At 43.0% G+C, this 13,610-nt stretch carries 10 protein-coding genes and 1 pseudogene; 2 read left to right on the top strand and 9 right to left on the bottom strand.

What is annotated here, in order from left to right:
* Window positions 1–65: 65 nt before the first annotated feature.
* From PSE7429_RS15235 to PSE7429_RS15225, 4 genes are all read right to left on the bottom strand, one after another.
* A complete protein-coding gene (locus PSE7429_RS15235; RefSeq protein ID WP_009628146.1) occupies window positions 66–713 on the bottom strand; it encodes a glucosaminidase domain-containing protein in 648 nt (215 codons plus the stop codon).
* Between the two features lie 110 nt (window positions 714–823).
* Window positions 824–1,003 (bottom strand): hypothetical protein, encoded by a 180-nt coding sequence (locus PSE7429_RS25990; protein WP_009628145.1) that lies wholly within the window; start codon window positions 1,001–1,003, stop codon window positions 824–826.
* A 135-nt stretch (window positions 1,004–1,138) separates the two neighbouring features.
* The gene (locus PSE7429_RS15230) at window positions 1,139–1,522 is read right to left on the bottom strand and encodes a hypothetical protein (protein WP_009628144.1); all 384 of its coding nucleotides are present in this window, start codon (window positions 1,520–1,522) and stop codon (window positions 1,139–1,141) included.
* A complete protein-coding gene (locus PSE7429_RS15225; protein ID WP_009628143.1) occupies window positions 1,512–1,925 on the bottom strand; it encodes a hypothetical protein in 414 nt (137 codons plus the stop codon). The genes PSE7429_RS15230 and PSE7429_RS15225 overlap by 11 nt, the downstream gene beginning before the upstream one ends.
* Window positions 1,926–2,816: 891 nt before the next feature.
* Between PSE7429_RS15225 and PSE7429_RS15220 the strand changes: the two genes are divergently transcribed.
* A complete protein-coding gene (locus PSE7429_RS15220; RefSeq protein ID WP_009628142.1) occupies window positions 2,817–4,937 on the top strand; it encodes an NB-ARC domain-containing protein in 2,121 nt (706 codons plus the stop codon).
* Between the two features lie 266 nt (window positions 4,938–5,203).
* Here the strand turns inward: PSE7429_RS15220 and ovoA are convergent, their stop codons facing one another.
* The 5 genes from ovoA to PSE7429_RS15195 all read right to left on the bottom strand — a co-directional run bounded on the left by ovoA (window position 5,204) and on the right by PSE7429_RS15195 (window position 10,064).
* Window positions 5,204–6,550, bottom strand: coding sequence for a 5-histidylcysteine sulfoxide synthase (gene ovoA, locus PSE7429_RS15215; protein ID WP_009628141.1), 1,347 nt, complete (start codon window positions 6,548–6,550; stop codon window positions 5,204–5,206).
* Between the two features lie 14 nt (window positions 6,551–6,564).
* Window positions 6,565–7,575 carry an L-histidine N(alpha)-methyltransferase gene (gene egtD / locus PSE7429_RS15210; protein WP_009628140.1) on the bottom strand — a complete coding sequence of 337 codons (1,011 nt, stop codon included), beginning with the start codon at window positions 7,573–7,575 and terminating at the stop codon, window positions 6,565–6,567.
* A gap of 417 nt (window positions 7,576–7,992) precedes the next feature.
* Window positions 7,993–8,466, bottom strand: coding sequence for a TspO/MBR family protein (locus PSE7429_RS15205; protein ID WP_009628139.1), 474 nt, complete (start codon window positions 8,464–8,466; stop codon window positions 7,993–7,995).
* Window positions 8,463–8,981: a thiol-disulfide oxidoreductase DCC family protein gene (locus PSE7429_RS15200; protein WP_009628138.1), complete on the bottom strand. Its 519-nt coding sequence runs from the start codon at window positions 8,979–8,981 to the stop codon at window positions 8,463–8,465. The genes PSE7429_RS15205 and PSE7429_RS15200 overlap by 4 nt, the downstream gene beginning before the upstream one ends.
* A 198-nt stretch (window positions 8,982–9,179) precedes the next feature.
* Window positions 9,180–10,064, bottom strand: a complete 885-nt coding sequence (locus PSE7429_RS15195) for an MBL fold metallo-hydrolase (RefSeq protein WP_009628137.1) — start codon at window positions 10,062–10,064, stop codon at window positions 9,180–9,182.
* Window positions 10,065–11,127: 1,063 nt separating this feature from the next.
* Between PSE7429_RS15195 and PSE7429_RS15190 the strand changes: the two are divergent.
* Window positions 11,128–13,610 (top strand): annotated as a pseudogene (locus PSE7429_RS15190) (hypothetical protein); the annotation flags it as partial.

Here is a 13,610-nt window from a genome sequence, read left to right as displayed (position 1 = left end):
GGTTGCCGCGCTCCGCGCGGCAACCCTCTTTTGCTTATGTCCTGATACAGTTCGGCAGTTATACATTAGAAAAATCCTGATAGCTGATAGAGCCGACGGAGAATTGCCATAATTTTTTTGTCGTAATTAATATCCTCGGCCCATCGTCCTGCCAGTTGTCCCAGTAGAGGAGCCGTGCCCCGCTTGACGATACTAAACCTCGGATCGACTAAGGGCTGTACTAAAGGTTTGGTGGTGGCATAGGCTTTCAAATGTTGAATTTGTGCCCTTACCCCAATGCGCCGATCGTCAAAGCGATCGCCCCTAGCTCCATGACCAGTTGCGCCTATGCCGCCAAAATTATTTTGTTCGGGTCGAACATCCCCATCAAATTGCAAAAAACCCGTTTCCAGACACATCTGACAAAAGGCAATGTCATAGTTAACGCCTTCGATCGCCCCTTCTTCTCGATAGATGGTTGGCAAGTCTCCATAGAGATGTAAAGGGGCTTGGTTAATTTGTAAGAGGCGTAGAAGTTGGACTTCGGAAGTAGTCCCATCACCCATGATGCGATCAATTCTCCCAGCCAGCACGCGAGAACATAATTTTTCGCGATTGGAGGCATTAGTAAGAGCCGACATATCTTGGGCTTGAGCAGTATCTTTGCCAAGGCGACCTAATGCACATAGGGCGATCGCTCCAACTCCGTATTGAAGAAACTGCTTCCTTCTCATAAACCTTCTATTAACCGCTGTAGGTTGTCTAATTGTTAGTTAACTAATTGTTAGTTAACTAAGCACTAATTAACTAAGCACTAATTAACTAAGCACTAATTAACTAAGCACTAATTAACTTTGTTGTAATAGACATTAATTAGACTGTCCTGTTTCTGGCAAGGGGGATTTGACGGATATTGAGTACGCGGATCGCTGCAACTACGAGGATCTTGCGAATAGGCGGAAGCACTCCCTGTAAATGGAACTAGTAAGGCTGAAGCAGAGATGATAGATAGTAAAAATTTCATGATAATAACCTTTATGATAGATAATTGATTTTGTGAGGGTAAAGATATTTATATCCAATTAAAACGATGTTTAATTGATTTCTTGTTTTTTTGAGCCATATAGCTTAACTAGATAGAAGCTTATGTTTCTAAATATTAACCAAGACGATGTTTAAGGAAGTTGGGAATCTCCATACCTCGATCGTTCGCGGAAGAATTGCCTGTGTAGAGAAGGCTATCGGAGACAGCTGCGATCAGGGCTGGATTTGTAGTTGATGCTTTTGCCAAATCCAGAAACAAACTCTCAATTTTTTGCATCGACTCAATGACGTGATGTTTGATCTTGATGCAATCGGTGGCTAACCAAAAGGATTGAGATTCTTCAATAGAACAATCAGCGATCAGGATTTCTATCTCATCTAGCAAACAATCCACATCATTTTGAGAATCTTGGGGCTGGGGTTCGAGATCATGGAGCAATAGCCGAGGTTGAAAATAATGTGAATAGATGGGGGGAGTGGGAAAGGCATCACTTTGCATACATTCCTCCTAGTTTGGAAATGCCAAGTGAGGATAGGTAGAGGTGCTCACTTGGTGGTTCGGTTTGGTGAGATGGGCGCAGTTTAGGGTAGGTGAGATCGGCTAAAACTTCTAAAATACGGCAAAAATCTCGATGCCTGCGTCTACCACTCAGAAATTGAGGCATTTCCGATGAATGGGCATTTCTTTGCCAGTAATGGCGCAGATTGGCGATCGCATTCCAAAAGCTACACATCTCCTCATGGGTACAAGCTCGTAGAAAGCTCTCGATTTCATGTAGTAAATACGAAAAGCGATCGGCAATGCTCGGACGAACCCCAAACTGTTGAGGACACAAAGGGATCGCCAAGGATCTAGGGATTAAATTAAGGTGACGTTGGGGCGAATGATGGGGGGCGCTCATGTTTCAATGCCTCTACTTGTGAGGTTATATGAGGAAAAGTCGTTTTTTGTCGGAAAACATAATTTCCCTATTGCTATATGCACTTACCAGTGATACAAGAGTTAAATATTTCTTTATGTGAGGGTAAGTGAGTTTAGCGACCAGTACAAAGGACTTAAGGCTGAGTAAATCAACTACATAAGCTTTGTTGGCAATCAGCATACGACTCAAATTTCAATTTGCACACCAGAAAAAATAGTATTTTTTGTCAGTAAATACATGAATAAATCCAAAAATATCAATTAGTAATGTGAGGAGTAATTGATAGCTATTCAATCAAAAATTAATCCATTATTTGATTCCTTATTTGATCCGCTATTTGTCAGTAGTGCTAAAGCAATGCCTATATATATTTGCCAAATAACTTTGTTTTAAATATCCTTATTTGCTTGTAAATATATTGGTATCAGCAAAAAACAAGATCCTTAAGTATTTTGCTTGCAAAAACAATAATTTATAGATAAAGTGGCTGCACCTGATTTTGAACCCAATCCCAAGAAGCTTATAGATAAAGGTTTATCAGAAAAGACAAGAAAAAATTGGTACTTATTAAAGCCAATGTCGGACTAAATCTGGATCTGGATAAAAACTAGGCAAAGCCATTGCAAATACAAAAATATATGTTATTTATCTAACGTGAAAAAACAAGAATATGTAAATTAAATCATCTGCAAAAGCTGGAATTAGTCATCCCCTAAACAAGATCGACTTCATCGACTGATAAATAGAGACAACAATATGAGTTTAAGCAAACATCAACTGTTTATTTGAAATCTAGAATCCATTAAATTCATTTCAACTTTCGCCTTTACTAATCCAATACCGAGACATTAACTGAGAGGAGTTACGACCATGACCACGATAACCATTGAAGATGCGATCGCCATCGTTGATGCTGCCATAAAGGATAAGCGTCTCAGCAATATTCAGGAGCAACTACTCCGCCAAACATGGGAGGGCAAGACCTATGCCGAGATTGCCGAATCCTGTGGCTATGATTCTTCCTACATTCGCGATGTAGGTTATCGTCTGTGGCAGATATTAACTAATGCTTTTGGCGAAAGGGTGACCAAGCACAATCTCCAAGTGGTGGTAAGGACTCAAGCTAAGCGTTTTCGAGCTAAAGCCGTGACGAGTGATATCCCTCCAGCGACGCATCCCCTGAGTCTTGTCAATTCTCACAATCCCGAACCAGTTACGGTGCATGGGACTCACCTAGATGTCAAACGCTGCGATTGGGGTAATGCGATCGATACTTCAATTTTTTACGGTCGTACGGAAGAACTCGAAACTGTGAAAAATTGGGTGATCGACGATCGCTGTCGGCTCTTGGGCGTATTTGGAATGGGCGGAATCGGCAAAACTGCTTTTGCCACCAAACTAGCAGAACAAGTACAGTCGGACTTTACCCTAATTGCTTGGCGATCGCTGCGTAATGCGCCAACCGTGGAAGTGATGTTGGGGGAATTAGTCAGCTTTTTGACAAACCAAGAAATTACGGCTTTACCACAGGATTTTGACCGTCTTTTAGGAATGTTGATTGCCGTTTTGAAGCAATCGCGATGCTTAATCGTTTTAGATAATGTCGAGTCAGTTTTGCGTAGTGGCGAAATTACGGGACAGTATAACGAAGGTTACGAAGGTTATGGGGAATTGTTCCGTCAAGTAGGCGAGGTGCGCCACCAGAGCTGTTTGATTTTGACCAGTCGCGAAAAGCCCCATGATGTGTTGCCCCCCGATAGTAGCGATCGCTTAGTGCGTTCTTTGCAACTTACGGGCTTAAAAGAAGAAGCAAGACAAATGTTTCAACCAGAATTAGCGATCGCCCCTGAGACTGGTAAGTTGATCGATTTTTATTGTGGTAATCCCCTTGCCCTAACGGTGGTATCCCGTTCGATCCACAGCATGTTTGATGGTGACATCCAAGAGTTTATTGATCAAGATGCCAACGTGTTTGGCGATATTCGCTATCTCCTCGATCAACAGTATGGTCGCCTTTCCGAACGTGAGCAACAGGTAATGTATTGGCTGGCGATCGAGCGTGAACCGATTACTACCGACAATCTCCGCCAAGATATCGTGCCGATGATTTCCAAATCGCAAATTTGGGAATCGGTCATCTCCCTACGGTGGCGATCGCTGATCGAAAAGAATGCCAATAGTTTCACGCAGCAGCCCGTAGTCATGGAATATATGACCGCGCGTTTGATCGATGAAGCTTACCAAGCGGCGATCGCAGGTAATCCTGAATTCCTCATGAGCTATGCCTTAGTTCAGCCCCGTGCAGAAGACTATATTCGCGAAACCCAGATCCGCCAAATCCTTCATCCCTTGAGCGATCGCCTCCTCGCCCACTATGGCAGCATTGATACTTTACAGCGCGAATTGCAGATTTTGCTGGAGACTTTGCGCGATCGCCAAACAGCGATCGGCTACGCCCAAGGCAATATCATGAATTTATTACGGGCTTCCCAAAGCGACCTCACCAAAAACTTTTGCCGCTTTCCCGAACGAGTTACAGAACATTCTGACTTACAAATTTTAGAGCGCTTGCTCGAAAGCGATCGGGCTGGGGGACTTGCCACATGGGATCATCGCATTCCTTGGGCAAACAATCCCCTCGCTCAACAAACTTCCGAATCCAAAACCCAGATCCGCAGCAAAAATCTCTATTACCAATGGACAGAAGGTTCTCTCGAACAGTTACAACAGGAACTCAAGCAACAGCCCAAACTCCGTAAGAAGTACCATGCTTGGTTAAATGAGACTGAATTTGCCGCGATCGATGCTGATTTTGAAGCGGTCAAAATTACCGATACTCTCAATCAACCCGTTGAAGCCAGATTAGTCTTTATCAATGAGGTTAATATCGTAGAACCACCGATCGGTTTACCAACCCCAAGCGCTCGCCGCGCGGAAGTAAGAAGAAGAAAGCAAGCATTGCAAGCCAATCGCTCGAAAAAATTGGGTTAGTCCTCTATCGATCAAACGAACCACAAGGAAATTTTTGAAAGCTTTGATTCGCAACGCTTTCAAAAATTTCCTTGGTTTGGGTTTGAGCGCGAAGCGCTGTAAAACCTAGAAGAGCATACCGCCCGCGTAGCGGGCGGTATGCTCTCTGGTTTTGGTTTTTAATTATGCCGAACTATTTAGCACTTTTTGATCAAAGAACCACAAGAAACTTTTTGAAAGTGTTGCGAAGCAACACTTTCAAAAAGTTTCTTGATTATGATCAGTAGCTAAGCATAGGCGATCCTAAATCCTGCATGTTGATAGAAGTTAGGGCGAAACCAGTTGCGGTAATACTTACAGGCTTCCGTTCCATTGGTAATCCATGAGCCACCAGCCATCATATTATGCTTTGTATCAAAATATGGTGCAGAATAGTTCTCATAGAGATAATGGGGTTTATATCCTGTAAGCGGCGTTAAATTATCGCCTAACCATTCCCAAACATTACCGCACAGGTCGTATAGTCCAGATGGGCTTTGGGCTTGCGCTAGATAACCAACGGGGGTAGGTGAAGCAAATTTTAAATTGAGATTGAAGTCAGAATCCTCTTTCGAGGGTGAAGAAGGCGAGCCCGATTCGCCGTAGGTTGCTAGATGCCATTCCGCTTCGCTCATCAGGCGTGTGCGATCGCCTTTCCATCGACAATAGGCGATCGCTTCATAGTGATTGACTTCTACGGGAAAATCAAAGGGCATTGAGATTTCATCGAACATCGCCCGATATCTATAGGTGTCATTGCTAGGAATCCAAAATTTAGGATGTTGAACTTGGTGTTGCTGCCGCCAAGCCCAAGCGCTTTCGTCCCAGTAGGCTTGATTCGCATAGCCACCATCCTTCACAAAATCCAGAAATTCGGCATTAGTCACCAGATATTTACTGGCTTGAAAAGTTGCTACATCCACAAGGCGATCGCCATATTCAATATCCCAGCCATAGGTCGCTGAAGCTTGAGGTTTGCCCAAATGCACCTTCCCATGCTTAATTTCGATCATTTCATTTGTGTTGGTATAGCCATTGGTAGGGGCATATTGCCAGTTGGGAGGGCGTTGTAGTTTCGCAACGGGCAATTGGCGAATCAACATTGATGAAGTTTCGATATGGATATATTGATGCTCGATCGCCATCATGAGTGCCCAAAGGGGATGCTCTTGATTAATGGGTAGAGCAATATTCGTCAATCCCTTGATTAGCTCTGTGATCGCCTGATATACCTGTTCGCGATAGTGCCAAACAGCAGTGACTTCTGCTTGCCGCAGACTATCAAAAATACTCGCAATTTCATCGGGCTTTTCAGGATCTACCCCAATTTCAAATAACCTTTCAAAATCGGGATGTATCCGTTGCTCGATGAGTCCGACACGGATCGCCTTGTTAATATAAAATACGGCTGAATGTCCTAAGTAGAAAATCAACAAATTACGCAGTGGATCGGGATTCGTATAAAAAGTGTCGGAATCAACTAAACTTCTCATCAAGTCATCTTCAATTTGCCAAGCCCGTTGAAAATAATCCAGAATCTCTTGATGATCGCATTTATCTAATTGAGGAACCTTAGCAAAGGGAATATTATGCATAGATTTAAATTTTCTTACAACTGACAGAGAACTAGAGCAAACCATTGATTGGAATCTGTCCAGATTTTGATGGTTGTTAAACCTTGCGATCGCAGTTGGGCTTGTACCGATTCTAGATCGAACTTACGGGAAATCTCGGTGAGAATGCGATCGTCAGCTTGAAATTCGATTTTGAGATCAAGAATATCTAGGGATACCTGATGGGTTTCTCTTGCATAGAGATACATTTCGATTTGGTGATCTTGTTCGTTATAAATAGCTTGATGGGTAAATAGATCGAGATTGAAATCACCTTGGAAACGCCAATTTAAATGGGAAAGCATATTTAAATTAAAAGCTGCCGTAACGCCTTGACTGTCGTTATAGGCAGCTTCTAGGATATCTTTGGGCTTCTGCAAATCAATCCCCAACAAAAAATAATCCCCTTGAGTTAAGGAATGGGAAACTTTACTTAGGAACTCATTAGACTCTATGGCGGAAAAATTGCCGATGGAGCTACCTAAAAAGAAGATCATGCGCGATCGCCCATGATTTTTACCAAGATAGAGTAATGCTTCTTCGTAGGTACCAAGTAGTCCTTCTAGGGAAAGATCGGGATATTTTTGCTGCAAATGTGAGACTGTCGTTTTGAGGATGCCACCACTGACATCGATCGGAATATAACTAAAAGCATCAGGAATAGACGGAGTTAATAAATTAGCTGCTTTTTGATAGGCATTTAATAAATAATGGGTTTTTGTAGAGCTACCACTACCTAATTCTACTAATTCACAGGAGCCAGTAATTGCGGCAATTTCATCGGCATATTGGTTTAAAATCCATGCTTCGGTGCGCGTGGGGTAATATTCGGGTAAATCACAAATCTGCTCGAATAATTCCGAACCGCGATCGTCATAAAAATACTTTGGGGGTAAGCTTTTGGGGGTTTGTGTTAATCCTTGGAATACATCATCGCCATCTTTACCAATGTTTTGAATAATGGCTGGATTACTCTCATGGAGTACTTTTAAATGTTTAACTGTCATACTTGGATCTTTTCCTGTTTGTATTTTTTACGATCCCAAATAATGATTTGGATGATTGCTCGTAATTGTATAGCAATGCAAGTTTTGCTTTAGAAATAAAACCCAAAAGATGAGTGGCGGCACGAAGCGCCGCCACTCATCTTTTGGGTAGGCGCAGCGTTCGCTACCGCTTTCGCCTCTGGGTTTTATATTTAATATCAATTCACGAAAGTGTGAATTAAATTTGTGAATTAAAAGCTAAACCTCGTAAGGGTTTTCAAGTTATAGCTTCACTTAAGTCAGGACACAAACCCAATAGATAGTGGCGGCGCGAAGCGCCGCCACTATCTATTGGGTTTGATGTTTGTCCTAACATTACTGAATATACCAAGTTAAGAAATGGCGTAGCCATTTCTTAACCTGGTATGATTCCTATTTTTAAGGTGCGGGAGGATTGAGTCTTGCCATTACCCATGTTACGTAGGTACCGATGGGACTCCAAAGTAAATAGGGCATGAGTAGCCATCCTGCGGGGGCAGAAATTTGCCAAACTTGGATGGTTAAAATTGCCCCTAATATAAAACCGATCGCCCCTGCGATCGCTCCTGCCCGCACATTTCGCAAACGGGTGAGGATTGGTGTATAGGACAGAATTGCGATCTCGACGATCGCATAGCCAGCCATCAATAGCCATGTATTAACGGTGGCTGGCTGGGTTTCCCAAAGGATAGCTGCCGAAGTAATGCCACAAATGAATATCGCAATCCAAATAAAGGGAATCGCGCCTTCAAAGGTAAGCCATCGCGGACGACGTAATTGCATAAACCATTTGTAGTCCGCAGGAAAAAGCTTGTTCAGGGCAAAGCCTTCCACAAAGGACAAAATGGCGATCGCGAGCCAAGTTACGATCATGATGTTTGGCGATCGGTGATCGCCAAGATAATTGTGTAATTAATTTCAGCATTAATTACACAATTATCTTGGCAAGCGGCTAGTCTTTGCTCCCGTTCGGTGATCAAGGTTTGGAGATCGGCTCGACCCGTCAGTAGGAGTCGATAATCTGCCCAAACTCCATATATCGCGTCAGCCAATCGTCCGACGAGGGGTAATCTAGTAATTGCATAGATCCAACCAATGCCGAGAAGATCGTAAATTTGACGAAATACTTCTACATTTTGGAGGATCGTGTCATCGGGTAAGACGGCATGAATGCGCCCCATCGCCGTTTTAAAATCAATCCCTGCATTGTCGGCGGGCTGATAGTCATCGGCAGCTATATCAACGAATTTTACCAAGCCGCGATCGCCATCTTTACTTTTTAAAAAATTGACTTCGCGCAAGCATAAAGGACATGCCCCATCGTATAGCAGTTTGATTTTCCAACTCTTGGATTTGCAGTCGCTGGCAATTGTTTGGGGAGATAACATGGGATTTGGCTAATATTCAGCTTAATATTCAGCTAAGCATAAGTAAACTTAATACCAGTTCAGAAAAGTGTTGGCACACTTTCCTGAATTATAGCTATATTCACTTAAGTCAGGACATCAAACCCAATAGATAGTGGCGGCGCTTCGCGCCGCCACTATCTATTGGGTTTGATTGCTGAACTACTTTAATTATAAAGCTCAAACATGGACGAGTGGTTTGGCATCGGCACGAATGGGAATAGAAATATGCATCCCTTCTCTTGCCATCACAGCCCCCGCAAACCTCTCCTGCGCCAACCGTCCAAACTCATCTAGCTGATCGTCACTATGAAGAGGATCGTGATGAAAAATGACTAGGGTCTTGACGTTGGCTGCTTCAGCAACCTTGATCGCTTCTTGCCATGTGGAATGTCCCCAGCCGATTTTTGGATTGACACTCGACCAATATTCTTCATCGGAATAGGTCGCATCCATAATGAGTACGTCGGCATCACGGGCTAGATAAAGGAGATTTTCATCTAGGCGATCGCTAAAATGTTCGGTATCCGTCGCGTAAACCGCTACGCGATCGCCACAGGTAACTCGATATCCTGTGGCTTCCCCTGGATGATTGAGTAGCCCTGTCTCCACGGTCACGCCATGACCGAGCTCGATCAGACTGGGAACTTCCACGTCAAAAAACTTTAAACATGATGCCATCACCCTCAGTGGTACTGGGAAATTAGGATGATGCATCTGTTCTTCTAGGCGCTCTTGCATCGTTTGACCAGTCGGCGCAATCTTACCGTAAATCTTAAAGAGATTTCCCTTAATAAAAGCTGGTGTAAAAAATGGGAATCCCTGAACGTGATCCCAATGGCTGTGGGTAAAGAAAATACTTGCTTCGACAGGCATCTGTTTGAGTAGATGCTGACCTAGTACTCTAATGCCTGTCCCCCCATCGAAAATAATACGCTCACCTTGACAACGCATTTCTACACAAGGAGTATTTCCCCCATAGCGGACTGTGGTTGAGCCTGGGGTGGCAATGCTACCACGCACGCCCCAAAAGTGAATAGAGAACTCGCTGTCAGAAATGGACATTAGCTAACTCATTGTCAGAGAATTTTGAACCATTGGGGCAAGTCTGAAATTTAGAAATTATGGTGAATTTCCACTTTTACATTATTAATCTCAATACTAAGCATAAATATCACGCGAACTTACCAATCTTGCTCACCTCAGGGACTTCTCATGTTCCTTATAGTTTCCTTTAATCTAGAGGCTGTTATACATTGCAAATAGCAATAATTACCATAACCTTAAATCTAAACATATCTAATTTTAGCAGTCACATCGAAGGAGCAAGGTAAGTAAAAGACGATTAAAATATCAATACAAGGTATCAGAGTAATTACCCAATTAATCAAACTATATTTGGGTATATGCTAACCCTATGTATCGCCTTGTGGCTATCAGCTTTTAGTACTACCTAGACATAAATAGATTTGGTGAGGAGGCTTGGGGTCATTTTTAGGTCACTTCTAAATTGCTAGGCATCGAAAAAAGCCAGAGATTTAACCCAGAGATTTAACCCAGAGATTTAACTAAGTTGCCTCAGTAACTGGGCGTAATTAAAAATCAAAGGCAAAAGCTGTAGTGACTGCTGCGCGTACACCACAGCTTTTGAGTTTTTATAGTAACGTAAGAAATTGCTAGGAAAAATCAAAACCCCAAAGATGGGTGGCGGCGCTTTGCGCCGCCACCCATCTTTGGGGTTTTATATACTAATCAAACCTTGCGTTGCTATATATTTAATTGTGCTTGGCTGCCTATGGAGTTTATTGCTTGTATCGCGATATCCCCATAAGCGATCGCCCCTCTCTGTACATATAGCAATCCTAAAGGAGTTGAGAGAGGCTTCGACTTCGCTCAGACATCGGGATGCGTTGGCTGAGGGAACAAATAAGTTAAAACATAAAACCCAGAAGAGTGTTGCGGCGCAAAGCGCCGCAACACTCTTCTGGGTTTTGTTTTTGTCCTAATATAACTGGCTACAGCTATATTTAAGTTAAATACGATCGCAATATTTAGCTTGACAAAATTTGACTTAAAGAAATACGATTTAATTTAATAAATAAGGACGTAAATCTTAAGGAGATGAGGGATGATGGGGGGTAATAACGATATATTGGGGATAAATACTCAGCAATGGATCTACGATCCATTACCTATAAATATATCTACCTCAGACACCTATGGATTGGGAATGCAGCCAACAGGCAATCAGCAGATGCCAAGTATTGCCTTTGATGCTCTAACGGGTTGGTTAAATATTGCTGGGGATGCTAGTAATAACGTCGTCAAGCAGACTCTCACCAATAATGGCTATTACCAATTGGATATTGATGGTCATCTTTTTTCAAGCGATCGCAGTTCTTCATCATTTTGGCAGAGCTTAGATGGAGCAATTGGTGACAATGTAGTCGGGATTAACTTTGATGGTGGACTGGGGAATGACACTCTCATTTTAGGCAGCCAAGCCCACCAACAGAATTTTCAAGTAATTGCTGACGACTCCCTCGGGATTCAAGGAGAAGTACATAGCGAATCGGTATTCTTCAAAGCTAAAGATATCGTCAATCAAGGTAAGGTTGTTGCCCATAATATCACCGCAGAGTTCAGCCATAGTTACAGCGATGAAGCCACATCAAAAATGAGCGCTAGCAATGGCGGGAGTATTTTATTAAATGGGGAAGGAACGGGTCGCATCGAAGCAAAAGGCGACTATGAAGCGATCGGTAATAGCGGCGGTCAGATCGAGTTTCGAGGAAAAACAGTTGATTTGATCGGAGCGAAACTGGATGCATCGGGCGATTTGGGAGGCGGTACGATTCTGATCGGTGGAGACTATCAAGGGGGGCATAGCAACTCAAACCGCGCGAATGCGGAATCGACATCAGTGGATGCGAATACGCAGCTATTGGCAAACGCCAAAGATCTTGGTAATGGGGGTAAAGTAATCATTTGGTCAGATCGAGATACAGACTTTCAGGGTGATGTTCAGGCAAATGGAGGAAGAAAAGGAGGAGATGGTGGTTTTGTTGAAGTTTCGGGGAAAAAGAGTTTAAACTTTGTCGGTAATGTCGATGTTGACGCAGCTAAGGGGAAGATTGGCAGTGTATTGCTCGATCCAGAAGATATCATCATTAATACGGAGAATGTTGCCTATTATAACAAGCTAAAAGGTAACGTAACTCTAGTTGCGGACAATGACATCTATCTCTTTACCAATACTTCCTTTGTTCCTTCTAGTGGAACGCTCACCTTAAGTGCTGGAGGAACGGTCAATCTTTTTGGAAATATATCTGCGCCACAGCACAATGTTAAAATCACGGCTGGGGCGATAGTGGGCTATGGTTCTATTTCTAGTAGTAATGGAACAGGAAAAGCTGGCTATGTTTGGTTAGAGAGCCAAAGGGAGATCGATCTTAATGTTGGTTCTTCTACGATTTTCACTGAGTCTGGCGGCAGTAGTGGAAATATCGGTGGGAATATCACTCTTAAGGCGGGTACGACGATTAATGCTGGTTTTCTTACTGCTGCGGGAACAATCCGTGGTGGCAATATTAATATATCGGCAATTGGCGACATTGTAGCTTCCACTCTCCGTTCTTTCTCCATTGAAAACACAGGTGGAAAGATTGATGTTGTTAGTACAAGTGGCGGCATCAACATTAATGCCTATGTCAGTTCGTATGGTCTCGGAGGGAAGGGAGGAGCGATAACGATGAGTGCCTATGGCGACATTATCTCGAATGATATCCATGCTGATTCTTCTCAAATTGGTAATGGCGCTAAGGTTGAACTGACGAGTCAGACTGGTCGCATTGATACTAATGGTTATCAGATCTCAGCTACTAATACTGGTAATGCTGGCTCTGTAATTCTGAAGGCTTATCAAGATATTGTGGTGGGAGATATTGCAGCATATTCTGTAAGTAGTGGGAATGGTGGTAAGGTCGAACTGACGAGTCAGACTGGTCGCATTGATACTAGTGGTAAGCAGATTGCAACTAGTGCTAGTAATGGTAATGCTGGAAAGGTTATTCTGAATGCCTATCTGGATATTGCGGTAGGTGATGGAGTCTCCGCATATTCAGGTGGTGGTGGTAATGGGGGGAAGGTGGAGATTACATCGCAGCAGCAGGGGATTAAGGTGGGTAATATTTTTACTAAGTCTTGGAGTGGGGATGGTGTTTGGAATGGGGGTAAAGTGACGCTGAAAGCTAAACTTGGATCGATAGATGGAACTGTTGAGTCTGGCGATATTATCACTACTTCAGTTAATGGTAATGCGGGTGCTGTAACTATCGAGGCTGGTGGTGATATTGAAGCTGGTAGCATCACTACTACTTCGATTACGGGTAATGCTGGCAATGTCACAATTAAAGCTATTTCGAGGATAAAGGTGGGGAATGTTGATACTTTTGCAAGTAATAATGGAGATGCTGGAGATGTTAGCCTATTGGCAGATGATGACATTGAAACGCTTGCCATTAATGCAAATGTGAAGGGTGATGGAGCAGGGAAGGGAATAGGAGGTACAGTAAAGCTTGTTAGCAAGATGGGTGATATTCTAACTGATTA

It is taken from the genome of Pseudanabaena biceps PCC 7429 (assembly GCF_000332215.1).
Taxonomy (GTDB): domain Bacteria; phylum Cyanobacteriota; class Cyanobacteriia; order Pseudanabaenales; family Pseudanabaenaceae; genus Pseudanabaena; species Pseudanabaena biceps.
This window is presented reverse-complemented; position numbering and strand designations above follow the sequence as displayed.